Source organism: Marinifaba aquimaris (assembly GCF_013328345.1).
Classification (GTDB): Bacteria; Pseudomonadota; Gammaproteobacteria; order Enterobacterales; family Alteromonadaceae; genus Marinifaba; species Marinifaba aquimaris.
The window spans coordinates 89,184-104,667 of sequence record NZ_JABULX010000006.1; the positions used below are offsets into that span (position 1 = coordinate 89,184).

The 15,484-nt window shown below is 39.5% G+C and carries 14 protein-coding genes; 3 read left to right on the forward strand and 11 right to left on the reverse strand.

Going from position 1 to position 15,484, the window contains the following annotated elements:
- Window positions 1-36: 36 nt before the first annotated feature.
- The 4 genes from ptsP to HR060_RS06150 all read right to left on the reverse strand — a co-directional run bounded on the left by ptsP (window position 37) and on the right by HR060_RS06150 (window position 6,859).
- Window positions 37-2,304 (reverse strand): phosphoenolpyruvate--protein phosphotransferase, encoded by a 2,268-nt coding sequence (gene ptsP, locus HR060_RS06135; RefSeq protein ID WP_174199406.1) that lies wholly within the window; start codon window positions 2,302-2,304, stop codon window positions 37-39.
- Window positions 2,301-2,849 carry an RNA pyrophosphohydrolase gene (rppH, locus tag HR060_RS06140; protein ID WP_174199407.1) on the reverse strand — a complete coding sequence of 183 codons (549 nt, stop codon included), beginning with the start codon at window positions 2,847-2,849 and terminating at the stop codon, window positions 2,301-2,303. The genes ptsP and rppH overlap by 4 nt, the downstream gene beginning before the upstream one ends.
- Before the next feature lie 103 nt (window positions 2,850-2,952).
- On the reverse strand, window positions 2,953-3,138 hold the full coding sequence (locus tag HR060_RS06145) for a hypothetical protein (RefSeq protein WP_174199408.1): 186 nt from the start codon (window positions 3,136-3,138) through the stop codon (window positions 2,953-2,955).
- A gap of 178 nt (window positions 3,139-3,316) precedes the next feature.
- On the reverse strand, window positions 3,317-6,859 hold the full coding sequence (locus HR060_RS06150; protein ID WP_174199409.1) for a PAS domain S-box protein: 3,543 nt from the start codon (window positions 6,857-6,859) through the stop codon (window positions 3,317-3,319).
- Between the two features lie 264 nt (window positions 6,860-7,123).
- On the opposite strand from HR060_RS06150, the gene HR060_RS06155 reads away from it, so the two are divergent.
- Both HR060_RS06155 and HR060_RS06160 read left to right on the forward strand, forming a co-directional pair.
- Entirely contained in the window at window positions 7,124-7,576 is a 453-nt protein-coding gene (locus HR060_RS06155) for a hypothetical protein (RefSeq protein WP_174199410.1), read from the forward strand.
- Complete coding sequence (locus HR060_RS06160) at window positions 7,531-7,782, forward strand: hypothetical protein (protein ID WP_174199411.1); 252 nt, start codon at window positions 7,531-7,533, stop codon at window positions 7,780-7,782. Before HR060_RS06155 ends, HR060_RS06160 begins: the two co-directional genes overlap by 46 nt.
- On the opposite strand, the gene arsJ is transcribed toward HR060_RS06160, so the two are convergent.
- From arsJ to HR060_RS06185, 5 genes are read right to left on the reverse strand one after another with little or no spacing between them, the layout of a single operon-like run.
- Window positions 7,779-8,981 carry an organoarsenical effux MFS transporter ArsJ gene (gene arsJ, locus HR060_RS06165; RefSeq protein WP_174199412.1) on the reverse strand — a complete coding sequence of 401 codons (1,203 nt, stop codon included), beginning with the start codon at window positions 8,979-8,981 and terminating at the stop codon, window positions 7,779-7,781. The two genes, HR060_RS06160 and arsJ, sit on opposite strands and share 4 nt — an antisense overlap.
- A gap of 6 nt (window positions 8,982-8,987) precedes the next feature.
- On the reverse strand, window positions 8,988-9,986 hold the full coding sequence (locus HR060_RS06170) for an ArsJ-associated glyceraldehyde-3-phosphate dehydrogenase (protein WP_174199413.1): 999 nt from the start codon (window positions 9,984-9,986) through the stop codon (window positions 8,988-8,990).
- 24 nt (window positions 9,987-10,010) lie between these two features.
- Complete coding sequence (locus HR060_RS06175) at window positions 10,011-10,334, reverse strand: metalloregulator ArsR/SmtB family transcription factor (RefSeq protein ID WP_174199414.1); 324 nt, start codon at window positions 10,332-10,334, stop codon at window positions 10,011-10,013.
- A gap of 45 nt (window positions 10,335-10,379) precedes the next feature.
- A complete protein-coding gene (locus HR060_RS06180) occupies window positions 10,380-11,117 on the reverse strand; it encodes a UDP-2,3-diacylglucosamine diphosphatase (RefSeq protein WP_174199415.1) in 738 nt (245 codons plus the stop codon).
- Between the two features lie 57 nt (window positions 11,118-11,174).
- A complete protein-coding gene (locus tag HR060_RS06185; RefSeq protein ID WP_174199416.1) occupies window positions 11,175-11,669 on the reverse strand; it encodes a peptidylprolyl isomerase in 495 nt (164 codons plus the stop codon).
- Between the two features lie 149 nt (window positions 11,670-11,818).
- Here HR060_RS06185 and cysS point away from each other — a divergent pair, with 149 nt between their 5' ends.
- Complete coding sequence (gene cysS / locus HR060_RS06190; protein WP_174199417.1) at window positions 11,819-13,201, forward strand: cysteine--tRNA ligase; 1,383 nt, start codon at window positions 11,819-11,821, stop codon at window positions 13,199-13,201.
- Between the two features lie 56 nt (window positions 13,202-13,257).
- Here cysS and HR060_RS06195 read toward each other — a convergent pair whose 3' ends face one another.
- Complete coding sequence (locus HR060_RS06195) at window positions 13,258-13,479, reverse strand: hypothetical protein (protein WP_174199418.1); 222 nt, start codon at window positions 13,477-13,479, stop codon at window positions 13,258-13,260.
- 82 nt (window positions 13,480-13,561) lie between these two features.
- Window positions 13,562-15,190 (reverse strand): methyl-accepting chemotaxis protein, encoded by a 1,629-nt coding sequence (locus tag HR060_RS06200; protein ID WP_174199419.1) that lies wholly within the window; start codon window positions 15,188-15,190, stop codon window positions 13,562-13,564.
- Window positions 15,191-15,484 lie beyond the last annotated feature (294 nt).

Sequence of the window (15,484 nt, forward strand, 5' to 3'; positions counted from 1 at the left end):
GAAGAGAAATTCTAATTAAGTGATGTGACAATTCTGCTATTTACCAGCACGAACAAAGCCACCTAAACCGACTTTTTCTAAGCGAATAAACATAAAATCTTTAATTTGTTTTGGACAAGATAACGCTTCAATGTCTTCTAACATATCAAGTGTATCTTGGATTGATATATTGCGTAAAATCCACTTTGCCTTGAGCAAGTTATGGGCGCTCATACTGAACTGCCTATACCCCATGGCGAGCAACAAGATTAAACCAATAGGCTCACCGGCCATTTCACCACATACAGTAACTGGTTTTTTAGCTTGCTGGCATTGTCTTACAATCGCTAACAGAGCTTGAATTACCCCGGGGTGATAATAATCATACAACCCAGCTACTCTGGCATTATTTCTATCAACAGCAAGTAAATATTGCGTCAGGTCATTAGTACCAATTGAGAAGTAATCGACCAATTTTGACAGTTGCTCAATTTGATAAATTGTCGCAGGGACTTCTATCATCACGCCAATTTTGGGCCATGGAACTTTAGTTCCTAATTCTTCAGATAGTTCCGAATGCGCTTGGTGAATAAGGCGTTTTGCTTCTTGAACTTCAGCAACTGAGGTTACCATAGGCAGTAAAATACTGAGGTTTTGGGTAGCCATATTGGCACGTAACATTGCTCGAATTTGCACAAGCTGAATTTCAGGGTGATCTAAAGTCAGACGAATACCACGCCAACCCAAAAAGGGGTTATCCTCTTCAATAGGGAAATACGGTAAAGGTTTATCACCGCCAACATCTAGCGTTCGCATCGTTACAGATTGGTGCGGATAAGCATTAAGAACAGACTGATAAAGCGCAACTTGTTCATTTTCAGTCGGGAAACGGTCTCTTACCATAAAAGGGATTTCGGTTCGGTATAAACCAATCCCAGAGGTTAGTATATCTTTAGCACAATCTAAATCGGCAGATAAGCCGGTATTGATAAACAAATCTATCTGGGTGCCATCAATGGTTTCAGCCTCTAACTCAGCAGTTTGCTGAACAGTGGCAGCAAGCTCTTCTTCTTCGTTCGCTAGTCTTTGATACTCTTTGACGACTGATTCATCTGGCGTAATATGAATTTGACCACTATAACCATCTAAAACCAGTTCATGCCCATCTAATGTATTAACCGGTAAGTTAACCAGCCCCATTACAGCAGGAATACCGAATGCACGGGCTAAGATTGTGGCATGGGAATTACTCGACCCTAATCGAGAGCATATACCCTTTATTTTTTGTCCAGATAACTCAACTAATAAACTAGCTGTCACCTCTTCGGCAACCAAGATCATCTCTCTTGGAGGCTTACGTCTAGCAATATCTTTTGCTAACAAGTTCACCAACAAGCGCTGACAAACATCTTTGACATCCGTAATGCGTTCTTTGATGTATTCATCATCAATTTGTTCGAACTCTTCAACCGTCTCTTCGACAACGGTTTTTAACGCGGTCGCAACACTCCAGCCACTTTTAATTTCAGATTGGATACGTTCGATAAAAACGGGGTCATTTAATAAGTGCTTGTATACATCAAAAATAGCGGATGCATCGCTAGGCAATAACATACCGACTTTATCGGATAATTTAGATAATTGTTCTTGAGTGTGAGCCAGTGCTAAATCTAGTTTGGTAAGTTCTTTATCTAAATTGTGGTGTTTTTTTTGTAAAACCGATTCAAAATTGATGACAGGTTTGTGAACATAAGCTTGGCCAATAGCGATACCAGATGAACCTGGTACCCCTCTTAAATACTTATGGTTATGCTGTTGAGTAACGGTCGGTTTTTCTAATAAGTCGCGAATTTTGGCATGAGCAATAACAGAAGCAAGTTGCGCGGCGAGTGTCACTAAAAAGGCGACTTCATCTTCATCAAAATGGCGAGATTCACTCTGCTGAACAGAAATAACTCCAAGTACCTTCCTTTGATGAATAATTGGCGCCCCTAAAAACGCGTTGTAAGCGTCTTCTTTAGCTTCTGGTGCCACTAAAAATCGAGGATGGGATGGTGCGTTAGCAATGTTAACGGGTTCTTCTCGTTGACCGACTAAAGAAACAAGGCCTTGAGAAAAGCCAACTCGTATGTGCCCAACGGCCTCACGAGCTAAACCATCTGTCGCCATTAACTGGTAATCTTGTTGTTCGTGGTCAGCAAAGTAAATTGAACAACACTGTGTCTTCATCGCAACTTTAACGTCAGTTACGACCTGCTCAAGCGCGCGCTCAAGCACAGGTTGCTGAATAAAGCTTTCAACAATGTGTTTGAGCGTGGTGATCATTTACGGTTAAATCTCCGCTTTTTGTTTTTTTTGTTTGATTTGTGCTTCTTATTATTATCGCGTCTACGATTAAAAGGCATAGCCATAGATGCAAACTCGCGCATTACTTTGCGATAAACATCTCGTTTGAACGACACAACTTGACGAACGGGGTACCAATAACTGACCCACGCCCAATCATCGAATTCAGGTTTAGCCGATTTAAAAAAATCAATTTTCTCTTCTGAGCATCGCAAGCGAAGCAAAAACCATTTCTGTTTTTGCCCAATACACACCGGTTCAGAATCATGACGAATCAGGCGCTTCGGTAGGCGATAGCGATACCAATTTCGAGTACTGGCAACTATCTCTACGTCTTCTTTTTTTAAGCCTACTTCTTCATAAAGCTCGCGGTATAACGTTTGCTCTGCGTTTTCGCCTTCATCAACCCCACCTTGCGGAAATTGCCAAGAGTGTTGACCAAAGCGTTTCGCCCAGAAAACCTGACCGTGTCGGTTACAAATGACTATGCCGACATTGGCTCTGTAGCCTTCGGCATCAATCACTAGTTAACTCACATAAAAATTAGTTAGTGATTTGATTCTTTCACAAGTTTTCGATATGAGCAAACGACAAAGCTACTTTTTTAAACTTTAATGACAAACTTTGTTATCTAGAATTGCAATTTAGCCGGAAAAGTAAGTCGGCTATTTCGGTTTTGGTACTATCAGAAAGGGTATCGTCTTCTAACATCATAGCTAGAAGCTCATTTAATTCGACATCGCTTCCCCCAACTAACGGGTCCGTGTCAAAGTCGATGAGGTGGCGTTTAATTAACTCATTATGCAAGTCCATAAGAAACCTACCTATACTAAAGTTAAATTTCAGCAATTAGTAAGTACTGCACATACGATCATACTAATTGAGAGCGCCCATTAAGCATGGTTTAAGGTTGGATTATTGCCAGTGATAAAAGGCAAAACCCTGCGCTAATTTTGTATACGAGTGTTTCGAATAAAGAGTTCAAATAAATTTAAGCGATAGCCGAAACTTTGTTTAACAATGCTTCTCGGGTAAATGGCTTTTCTAAACAATTTTGTTGCAACCTTTCTTCAAATTGACTTGAAGCGGTATGCTCATTGTGACCGGACATGAGTAAGCACTTAATTTCTGGATGGTTATCAGCAATTTGATTACATAACTGATAACCATTCATACCGTCCATTCTGACATCTGATAAAACAATATCTACCGAGTGTTCACCTAAATATTCCAAGGCATGCTCAGCTTTTAAGAACGTATTTACCTGATAACCTTCTGTGACTAATACATCTTCAACAATAGCAGCGATCTCACTTTCATCATCAACGACAATGACCGAGGTTGCTCGATTATCTTTTAAATGTGCATCTTTAGATAATTCGTTTTCATTGAATTCAGTTGCTGATGCAGTGCTTTGCTTACTGGCATCATCAACAAGCTCTACTACTTTGAGCGCTGGGAAGTAAAGCTCAAAACAACAGCCTTTTGGTTGGGCAGAACTAACTTTTATTGCGCCATGTGAGCGACGAATAAAGTTATAAACCTGTGTTAACCCCAGGCCAGTGCCCTTTTCTCCTTTAGTACTAAAGAAAGGTTCAAATATCTTAGCTTGTACGTCAGCTTCTATCCCAGCTCCGGTATCACTTATCGTCAAGCATATATAACGCCCTGGTTCACAATTTAACCGACTGGCTTGTTCAGTTGCTAAACTCACCTCTCGACAAACAATGCTGACCACGCCATTATCTTTCATCGCGTGTTTTGCATTGATGACAAGATTGATAATGGCATTGTCAAAATCAAATACATCAACCTTAACGGGCAACATGCTCGCTGATAACTGTAAATCGAGTTTATGCTTATTGCCTAACGCCTCTTTCAACTCTGATTCAATAACTCGAACGTGTTCATGAATAAACAAATAGCTAACTTCTACACTGTCTTGTTTAGATATATCGAGTAATTTTTTAGTTAAGTGGGCACCTCTTGCCGAAGCCTGAGCGATTTGCTTGACGTATTTTAGCTTTTTCTCATCGCCCGTTAATTGCTGCTGTAAAATGCCACAGTAACCACTAATAATGGCAAGGATATTATTAAAATCGTGTGAAACCCCACTGGATAATATCCCTAATGCAGCCATTTTCTCGGCTCGCTTTAACTGTTCTTCTTTTTCAACCTTAGAACTGAGATCATGGCAAATACCAATATAGTGAACCCCATAAGTATCTAATTCAGAAAGCTCGGCTATGGAGAGTAACAGTGGAAACAGCTCGCCATTTTTACGTTTACCAATTAATTGCCTACCATCAGGTGATATTTTTCGTTTACCCGATTGACTGTAATTATGAAGGTAGCTTTGATGCTGTTTGGCATCATTATCATTCATTAGGATTTTTACATTTTGTCCTAAAGCTTCATCTAGCTGGTAACCAAACATAGCTTCTGCATGATGATTAAAGCTTTTTATCACTCCGGTTTTGTCAATGCCTATTACAGCACCAGCCAAATTGTTGAGGATTTTGGCGTAAAACTGCTTCTTCACACTCAATTCGCTGTGCAGTTTTTCTTGTTCTGTTAAATCGATGATAAAAACAATGTATTCATTGGGTTCGATTTTAAATAACATCCCACCGACAAGTGCCGGAATTTTCTCTCCAGCTTTGTTGTAATACTCTTTTTTAAAAGGTGTCCAATAGCCGTTTTCCAAGGTTTGCTTAATAGCATCCTCAGAACTAGCCAGATGCTCTACCGGTGTTTGTTGGCGCCAATTAAACAAACCACTATCGAGTTCAGCTTGGTTAAAACCAAATAATTTAAGTGCAGTTTGATTGGCATCGATAACCTCACCAGACTCTTTGACATGTAGTACACCAATAAAATTAGACTCTTTCCAACGAGAAAAAATAAGCGCTTGTTCTTGAAGCTTATCTTCTAATTTTTGTTTTTCGGTCACATCTATTAGCACAGCATAAACTTTTGACCAATCTTGTTGATGCCCATCTTGGTAAAAACGAATCAGGAAATGAACACGCTCACCATTTTCAAAGCGTATACTCAAGTCGCTTTCAAAATATTGGCCGCCGCGAAGTAAAGCCAATAAAAACTCTTTAAAAACTGTTTTCACCGCTTTTTTGTTAGCTTTGAAAATGAGCGAATACAGTTGCTGCGCCAGCTCTACTCTAAACATCGAAAGCGCAATAGGGTTAACATTGACCAACTGTACTTTTTTTATCACCTCGGCAAGCAAAGAGGCATGCTTTGCAAGAAAGCTAAACAAATCGCTCTCTTTATTTACTTGTTGAGACTCCAGCAGGGTTTTCACCTCGCTCCAATCACTTTTGATTAGTCCCACAGGAGACTTGTCAAATAGCAACCTAAATTCTTCATGTTGACTCTCCAAGTCCCTTTTGATTTGCAAGCTATTAGTCAAATCAATTGCAGTAAAAATAAAAGCTTTGTCAGGTGTTTCTATTTGATTGATTTGAATTTGAAATAGGCTTGAAGGATGTTTTTTTGGTGATGCATCAATACTTTGCACATTTGATTGGTTCATCAGTTGTTGGAACTTCTGATGATCCGTATTTAAGAACAATTCATGCAACTGAGTGCCAATTAATAAAGTCTCATCTTCAGTGCCAAAATAGATATGCACACTATCATTAGCAGCTTGAATAAAACCGTTACTATCAGTTTGAAATACTGCAAAAGGCAAAGCATTAAATCTTTGTTTGTATGATTGCTCTGTATCTTCATAAAGCTGCTTAAATTGCTCTGATTGCTTTTTATACTCATTGACTCGCTTGGATATAGCGCCAAATAACGAGTGGTTTTGATCTTTCAAGTTAAGTTGGTTAAGTAATAGCGCAATAGGTTTTTGAAAGTTCTTATTGATAGCAAAAAACCAAAAAGACAAAACTAATAATGCACCAAAAAATAAAAGTAGCGATAAACGCCAAGTAACCCTTTTTGCAGCTAATTTAGCATTGGCATAATCGGGAACAAGTAACAAATAACTCAATCGCTCTGGTGCTAAATTTATTGGCGTAATGGATACGGCTATTTCAGAAGCACCTTTTAGCACCTGTTGTATGGATTGATTAGTCATCAGCTCTGAAGGTTTGAGGTTAGCCTTGCTCCTGTTATCAAAATACACCACTTGGGATTGCCCTTGAGAACGAGCTGATTTGAGTGCACTAAAGACCATCTGCTCTAGTCCTAACTGGGCAACAAGTTGGCCATTTAAATTACTGTCGGTTGATGCAATTACCTGTAAATGCCTATCAAATAACAGTGCTTTTTTAAAATGTCCTTGCGGTAAATAAGTGTGTGTAAGTTGTTTGAAGCTATTTTGAAAGTCAGGCCCTGAGCGGCCGCTAAGAGTCAACTCTAGCTGCTGAGTAAACTGAACATTGCTTTGGTTAGAAGCAGTTGTATAGGCTTTGGTGTAGTATAAATGGCTGATTACCAGTGACAATAAAATCACCAGCGCCCAAAAACTGACAGCCATCATTCTCACTTTATTTGCTAGTAACATTCCTTAGCCTCTAGCGATTCAAAACTCAACCCAATAACACCGAATCCTTCGTGCGGTTGGTTTCAAACTTAAAATAGATTTTCCTTATTACCAGTAAGCATAGCTAACTCTGGCATTTTTTTAGTGCTAACCAATAAGATGAGTAGATTAATTTGCAAAAGAGTATTTCATCTGCTGTGATTGTCTCGATAGGTATCTGAATTCAATACAAAATTATTATTAATCAAATTACGTAAATCGATACATTTTTTATGAAGGTCCATAATGTTTTATCGCCAGATTGCAAGCAAAGTCGTATTGTTAAGTTTAATCTGTATATTTACAGCTAAAGCCGAAACAACTCCCATACAAGCGATTTACAGTAAACAACAAACGGCCCCCATATTACTAAGAGATCACAACTATCAAATCTATTCAGGATGGTTGTTAGATGTCTACCAAGCCATTGCCTTTGATGCCGCAATTCAAATCAACTTTTTGCAACTCAATCGCAATAATATTGAAAAAGAGCTACTTGCTAACGGAGCGAGTTTTTACTGCACAGCCAACCCTAAATGGTTTAATTCTAATGGCATTACTTGGTCACAAGCCATTTTAACCTCTCCCGATATCATTTTAAGTCGTGTTAAACTTAATAAAATTGCAGATTTAAAGTCGATCAAAGAAATAGCATGTCGACTCGCGCCAATTTGGCAAAATTTGATCAAGCAAAAGTAGATGGCGTGATCACAGGTAAAATCCAGGCCCAATATTTAACATTACTCGAGCGCTACGACGTATTGGAGGTTAATCGGAAGAAATACTACTGTGCACTTTCTCTGGCAATGCCCAGCGCACTAAAAACGAAAATACAGGCCAGTATCGATAAGTTGAATAAGGCTAACCATTTTGAAAAATTGTTAACCAAATACATCAAACATTAGTCTTTTTTTGGCAAAGCAATTGAACAAACAGCGCTAGCGGTTAGTAAAATCACAGCGCCCCAAAGGCAAGCCGCAAAACCGTAAACTTGAAACAAATAGCCTGATAATAAAGTCCCTAATAATCGTCCTGCCGCATTCGCCATGTAATAAAAACCAACATCTAATGACGTCCCATCTTTGTCGGCATACTTAACAATCAAGTATGAATGCAAAGATGAATTCACCGCAAAAACGACACCAAAGACCATCAAGCCAATCAGTAATGTCCATTCAATGCTCACTTGGTAATGAATGAGCAAGGCTAATACTAAAGTCGTCAGGGTTAAATTGATGACCCAAAAAAGTGCTTGGTTAATGTTTAACTGTGAACTGATTTGAGTCAGTTTAGGTGCAACCCCCTGAACGATGCCATAACCAATAACCCATGAAGCGATATAGGCACCTACTTGCCAATGCTGCCAACTGAACACTGATGCCAAATACAAGGGTAAAGCGATGACAAACCAAATATCTCTAGCAGCAAATAAACAGAGCCGCGCAGCAGATAAGTAATTGATCTCACGACTTTTAGCAAATAACTGGTTAAATTTAGGTTTCTTTTTCGCTTTTCCTAAGTCGTCCTGTAGACCGTATAGACTGAAAGCAAAAACCACGAGTAGCGCCCCAGCCATAATAGCTAACGCGAGCTGAAATCCAAACCAAGACAGTAATGCGCCACCTAAGAAAAAGCCCGCTCCTTTGAGCGCATTTTTCGAACCAGTTAAGATAGCTACCCAGCGATACAGCTGAGAATCTGCGTTGCCTTTATCCTTAACGAGCCCTTTGATACTGCTCTTTGCACTCATTTTATTAAGGTCTTTCGCAATACCAGATAACGCTTGGGCGAACATTACATAAGGAACAATCAAAAACTCACTGGGCACTGCCAGCATAGCCAATGCAATCACTTGCAAAGCAAGTCCAATATTCATGGTTTTGTTTAAACCAATACGCGCACCTAGCCAACCACCCACTAAATTAGTTACGATGCCAAAAAACTCGTAGAACAAAAACAAAGACGCAATCTCTAAGCCGCCATAACCGAGCTGATAGAAATGCAAAACGACCAGCATACGAAGTGCACCATCGGTCAACGTAAATGCCCAATAGTTACCTGTAACAATTAAGTACTGCTTAACGGCTTGAGAGAGGTTCTTCATTTTCAATTACAGAGATTTCGCTACTTTTAACATCAATTCAGCAGTGCGATTTGCATAACCCCACTCGTTATCGTACCAAAGGTACAGTTTTACTTGAGTGTTATTAATTACCATCGTCGATAACGCATCGACCACAGATGAACGCGGATCAGTTTTGTAGTCAATTGACACTAAAGGTCGAGTTTCAAAACCCAAAATGTCTTTTAATTCATTTTCTGAAGCTTGTTTTAATAGCTGGTTAACTTCTTCAACCGTTGTAGCTCGCTCTACCTCAAACACACAATCAGTAATTGATGCATTGGTCAGTGGTACGCGAATAGCATGACCATTTAAACGACCTTTTAAATCAGGGAAAATATGAGTAATAGCGGTTGCAGAGCCTGTTGTCGTTGGGATTAAACTTGTACCGCATGAACGTGCACGACGCAGATCTTTATGTGGCGCATCAATAATAGTTTGGGTATTAGTAATATCGTGAATGGTCGTCATCGAACCGTGTTTAATGCCAAGCTTTTCGTGGATGACTTTAACCACTGGAGCCAAACAATTTGTAGTACATGAAGCAGCTGTGACAAGAGGCTGATCAACGTATAATTCATCGTTAACCCCCATCACAATATTAAGCACGCCTTCTTCTTTTACCGGTGCAGTAACAACCACTTTTTTAACACCTTGAGCAAGGTACTTTTCAAGTTCTGTTTTTTTATTTTTTTTACCCGATGCTTCAATCACAATATCGCAGTCAGACCAGTCAACATCTTCAATGCTAGATGCTTGCTCAAAAGCAATGACATCATTATTTATGACAATTGAATCTTGCTCAAAATGGGCTTGGTGGTGCCATTTACCATGTACAGAATCAAAATTAAGTAGATGAGCAAAACATTCAGCATTTCCACCGGGGTCGTTTATTTTGATAAATTGAATGTCTTGATTGCCGTAAGCGGCACGAAAAGTGAGCCGGCCCATACGGCCGAACCCATTAATTCCCACTTTAATTGTCATGAGTTGCTCCTGTTGCTAGTCAATCTAGCAACAAACAGCGGCTTGCTCCAAACGACTAGTCAAAGTGTTAATAGTGTCTTGGTTTGCCTCTGCGGCAAGTTCGATAACTTGTTTTTGCCATGGTGCTAGGTCATCAGATAAACGGTAATAAACCCACTGACCTTTTCTCTCGTGGGCTAATACGTTATCTCTCAAAATTGATAAATGACGAGATACCATAGGTTGGCTTAATTGCAATGCGGATGTTAATTCACATACGCACAATTCAGCCTTAGCAGTTAATAACAAAACGATTTGTAAACGCGTTTCATCATTAAGTGCTTTAAATAGCTTGATTGATGCATCCATCAACTTACCCTTATATTACCCAAACCATATATGATAATCCATATATTAGCTTTCTAATTTTGGTAAAGTTAAGCTAAACAATTGAAAGCCATCTTGGCTCAATTCTAAATAGCTACCTTGTTCGTACCAATCTCCCAATACGATGCGTGTTCCTCTAGCTGAGCTTCTTGCATTATTGTGGATTTTGGGTTTGTGAGTATGGCCGTGTATCAATAAATCAACCTGCCAAGCATCCATAGCATCTGACACAGTATCAAGGTTTACATCCAAAATATTTTGGTCAGCCATTTGCTGTTTTTCTTTACTTGATGCTCTGAGCTTTTGGGCAATTTTCAATCGCCAACTCAACGGCAAAGCACGAAGGACAAATAAAGTAAGCGGGTGCTGAATAACCTTTCGATATCTTTGATAGTCGACATCATCGGTACAAAAAGCATCACCGTGCGCCAATAAAATCCGATCTTGGTATAAGTTTACAATAGTCGGATCTGACAAAAACTGCATACCTGTTTCTTTACAGAAAGTTTGACCCAGCGCAAAGTCTCTATTACCAGGCATGAAATAAATCGTTAACCCAGCCTCACTGGCCTGCTTAATGCGCGATTTCACCGGTATTAACCAATCTGAAGTATCATCATCACCAATCCAAAAACTGAAAAAATCACCGAGGATAAATAGCGCCTCAGCCTCAGCTTGAATATCGGCTAAAAAATCAAAAAATGCCTGCGTCATATCAGGGCGATTTTCTGCAAGATGTAGATCGGAAATAAAATAATAAGCCATTTCAAATACCAAAAAGCGAGCCTAAGCTCGCTTTACATTACAACAATCTGAAACTGCTTACTCAGCAACAGTGACTTTTTCAATAATCACTTCATCAACAGGTACATCTTGGTGGTAGCCATAGTTACCTGTTTGAACTGCTTCGATTTTTTCTACCACGTCCATACCGTTAGCCACTTTACCAAATACTGCATAACCCCAACCATCAGCAGTTTCACTGCGGAAGTTTAAGAAATCATTTTTAGCTGTATTGATAAAAAACTGTGCACTTGCAGAATGAGGGTCCATCGTACGAGCCATAGCTAACGTACCAATCTCATTTTTTAAACCATTGTTAGCTTCGTTTTTGATCGGTTCACGTGTATCTTTTTCTAACATACCTGATTCCATGCCACCACCTTGGATCATGAAACCTTTGATAACGCGGTGGAAGATAACACCTTCGTAAAAACCGTCTTTACAGTATTGTAAGAAGTTTGCTGCTGAAATAGGTGCATTATCAAAATCTAATTCAATCTCGATGTCGCCAAAATTTGTGCTAAAAGTGATCATTTTCGTTTCTCTTTGGTAAACGTTAAATAAGATAGGTGTAAAAATACCTATTCTAAAACAAGCCATCGCTCGATAAAAGCAAGACGTAACAATAACGACTTGTTAGAATAGAGCAAATTTGTCAATCAAACAGCACCGAAGAAAAAAGCATGTTGCAAATATACAATACACTGGCCCGAGAAAAACAAGTATTTAAACCAATTGAAGAGAATAAAGTTGGTTTATACGTCTGCGGGATCACTGTTTATGACCTAAGTCATATTGGTCATGCGCGCACTTACATAAGCTTTGACAATATGGTTCGCTACCTGCGTTTTAGCGGCTATGAAGTGACTTATGTCAGAAACATCACAGATGTCGATGATAAAATCATTAAACGCGCAATCGAAAATAAAGAAACCTGTGCCGAATTAACTGAGCGCACTATTGCTATGATGCACGAAGACTTTGCCGCATTAAACATGCTACCTGCAGATGTCGAGCCTCGTGTTACAACACATATGCAAGAAATTATCGATATGGTCGCACAACTCGTTGACAAGGGTCATGCCTATGTAGCCGATAACGGCGATGTACTATTTGACGTTTCAAGCTACCCTGACTACGGCAAGCTAAGCGGCCAAGATTTAGAGCAATTACAAGCTGGTGCTCGTGTTGATGTTGAAGAGTCAAAACGCAACCCACTTGATTTTGTTTTGTGGAAAATGGCAAAACCAGGTGAACCTAGCTGGACTTCACCTTGGGGAGAAGGCCGTCCAGGTTGGCATATAGAATGTTCGGCAATGAACAAAAAAGTACTAGGCAGTCACTTTGATATCCACGGAGGGGGCTCTGATTTAACCTTCCCTCATCATGAAAATGAAATTGCGCAAAGCTGTTGTGCACATAAAACCAACTATGTGAACTACTGGATGCATTCAGGCATGGTACAAGTTGACCAAGTTAAGATGTCTAAATCACTGGGTAATTTCTTTACGGTTAGAGATGTATTAGCCAAATATGATGCAGAAACGGTTCGCTATTTCCTTATATCAGGCCATTATCGCAGTCAGCTCAATTACTCGACAGAGAATTTAGATCAAGCACATGCAGCACTTGAACGTATTTATACCTCACTGCGTGATTTAACAATTCCTACAATTGAGCTTGATAAAGAAAATGAGTATGTAGCGCGTTTTTGCCAAGCAATGGATGACGATTTCAATACGCCGGAAGCGTTAGCCGTTATTTTCGAGCTGACTAAGGCCATCAACCGAGAAAAAGCTAATAACTTGGAAAAAGCGGCAGAGCTTGCCGCTATTTTAAAAGGCTTAGGCGAGATATTAGGTGTATTACAATTAGACCCAGACAGCTTCTTACAAGGTGATGAATCTGATGAAGAAGTAGCTGAAATTGAACGTTTAATTGAAATGCGTACCCAAGCGCGTAAAGACAAAAACTGGGCAGTAGCAGATGAAGTAAGAGATAAACTCAACGAGATGGGGATAATTCTTGAAGAAAGTGCAACAGGTACCAGCTGGCGCAGAAAATAAGTAATCTTTGATAGATAAAAAAAGCGAGTATGGGTACTCGCTTTTTTTATGTCCTGTTAATCAGGACTCATTTCATTAACCGCTTCATCAACTCGCCAAGCGCCCTCTGCAAGCTCAGGAACCGTCTTTAAAATATGGGTAAACGCATAAAGTAATACACCATGATGAGCACCAATAACACTTTCTTCCCACGTTAACCACGTTTCGTAGCCCGCTGTACATAACAAAACAAAACCAACGAGAAAAGTAAAAATGGGAGAGTGGAGAAAACGCAGCATTGATTAACCTTAACTATATGAATTACAAAGACAAAAAAGCCGACATAACGTCGGCTTTTCATCTTACTAAAATGTTTGCAGATTAACTAATTTTAAAGTGAGACATCATCTCTTCTAGGTTATCTGTTAACTCAACTAAAGCATGTGTCGAGTCTTTACCTGCACGCGCTACGTCTGCTGCCTCATGTGAGCTTTCTGCGATCATATTAATTCGGCGAGAAATATCATCGCCCACTTGGCTTTGCTCGCTAGCTGCAGTTGCGATTTGATTATTCATATCAGTGATCGTGCTGAGAGCTTGAGCAATTTGGTTTAAAGCTTGTGCTGCTTGTTGAGTCTGCTCAACTGTGCCTGCACTTGATTCTTTACTCATATCCATCGCATCTACACCGCGTTTAGAACCGCTTTGCAGGCGCTCAATCATATTTTGAATTTCTTCAGTACTGTCTTGCGTACGCTTAGCTAAACTGCGTACCTCATCAGCAACAACCGCGAAACCACGACCTTGCTCACCGGCACGAGCAGCTTCAATCGCCGCGTTTAATGCTAATAAGTTAGTTTGTTCGGCAATACCGCGAATTACATCTAACACAGATACGATATTAGCAACATCGCTACCTAAAGCGGTAATGACTTCACTCGCTTCATCAATTTGATTTGCTAAGCTTTCAATTGATGATACGGCACTATCAACAATAGCGTGTGCTCTTTCACCCTCTTTATCTGCATCTTGGGTAGCAGTTGCAGCAGAACCCGCACTTTCTGAGACGGTTTGTGATGAAGATGACATTTGCGTCATGGCTGTAGCAACCATATCGATTTCTAATTTTTGAACTTCGAACTTCTCATCAATTTCTGAGGTACGTTCGTCCGCGGCTTCAATTTCCTTGCGAAGGTGAGAAACTGAATTCGACACATTACTCATGATGTCTTGTAAAGATGCACGCATACGAACAGTCGAACCATAGATGGAGTCTTCTTCAGCAAATGTATCAACACTTTGTGTATTGGTTAAATCACCCGATGCAACGGTTTTAACTAAGCTCAATACATCAGTCGGTTCGCCACCAAGTAGTTTTAACAGGCGAGAAGTCGCCATTAATAAAATACCGCCTAGTACTATAGTTAAGAATAAACAGATGCCAATCTGCCAACGTGCAGAACTCCAAAAACGCGCTTCAACTTCATTGAAACCAATACCGTTACCAACAAACCAACCCCATTCAGGTGTTCTGATTGCTACTGATAATTTGTTTTCAATAGAGTTATCGGCTTGCTTTTGTGTCCATTCGTATTCAGCAATACCCGAACGCTGTTTATTAACGGCATTGAGTAGAATTTTACCAACACTTTGGCCTTTACCATCTTTAAATTCGTGGAAGCTGGTACCATGAAGCTGGGGATCATAAGGTGCAGCGACAAAATCTAAATTTTCATCGGCTACATATACATACTCGCCTTTTTTGTATTTGTTATTGCGCAGTATTTCTGTTGCCAGCTCTTTCGCGGCTTCTTGGGTCATTTTACCTTGAGCAGCATATTTTTCGATTTCAACAACAGCGTTATAAGTCGAGAGTAATAACTGCTCTACCCTAGCTTTGTTGTCATTATTACTTGCAACTTTTAACGTAAATAAGCCTACAACCATTATTGCCAAAAATGAGGCTAAAATAAGGCCAACTAACAGGCCTACTTTTTTACGTAGTGTCATTCAAAATACCCCTAAATTAAGAGTGATTAGATCAGTTTGCTAAAAATTAGTTTAGCTCATATCTCTGTATTTATTAGCTTTTTAGAAAAAAAACCAAACGTACTTTTCTTCTATGAATTTACTTGAGCATAATCCCTTTAAATTTAACTTCGGCATCAAAGTCAAAAACTTGACCCCCATTGCTGATTAAAATTGTTAGCAATAAATGAACCAAGTTCCTATTAACCCCTAGATTAAAAAATTTATAATTAACTGGATAGCCCTAAATGACTGTAATATGTAACAAAAAGCATA

Bases quoted from the DNA above. Each gene is read 5' to 3' on its own strand.
- HR060_RS06170 (WP_174199413.1), bottom strand. From the start codon at position 9,986: ATGACAATTAAAGTGGGAATTAATGGGTTCGGCCGTATGGGCCGGCTC.
- HR060_RS06180 (WP_174199415.1), bottom strand. From the start codon at position 11,117: ATGGCTTATTATTTTATTTCCGATCTACATCTTGCAGAAAATCGCCCT.
- cysS (WP_174199417.1), top strand. From the start codon at position 11,819: ATGTTGCAAATATACAATACACTGGCCCGAGAAAAACAAGTATTTAAA.
- HR060_RS06155 (WP_174199410.1), top strand. From the start codon at position 7,124: ATGTTTTATCGCCAGATTGCAAGCAAAGTCGTATTGTTAAGTTTAATC.
- HR060_RS06195 (WP_174199418.1), bottom strand. From the start codon at position 13,479: ATGCTGCGTTTTCTCCACTCTCCCATTTTTACTTTTCTCGTTGGTTTT.
- HR060_RS06145 (WP_174199408.1), bottom strand. From the start codon at position 3,138: ATGGACTTGCATAATGAGTTAATTAAACGCCACCTCATCGACTTTGAC.
- HR060_RS06175 (WP_174199414.1), bottom strand. From the start codon at position 10,334: ATGGATGCATCAATCAAGCTATTTAAAGCACTTAATGATGAAACGCGT.
- HR060_RS06160 (WP_174199411.1), top strand. From the start codon at position 7,531: ATGTCGACTCGCGCCAATTTGGCAAAATTTGATCAAGCAAAAGTAGAT.
- arsJ (WP_174199412.1), bottom strand. From the start codon at position 8,981: ATGAAGAACCTCTCTCAAGCCGTTAAGCAGTACTTAATTGTTACAGGT.
- HR060_RS06200 (WP_174199419.1), bottom strand. From the start codon at position 15,190: ATGACACTACGTAAAAAAGTAGGCCTGTTAGTTGGCCTTATTTTAGCC.
- ptsP (WP_174199406.1), bottom strand. From the start codon at position 2,304: ATGATCACCACGCTCAAACACATTGTTGAAAGCTTTATTCAGCAACCT.
- HR060_RS06185 (WP_174199416.1), bottom strand. From the start codon at position 11,669: ATGATCACTTTTAGCACAAATTTTGGCGACATCGAGATTGAATTAGAT.
- HR060_RS06150 (WP_174199409.1), bottom strand. From the start codon at position 6,859: ATGTTACTAGCAAATAAAGTGAGAATGATGGCTGTCAGTTTTTGGGCG.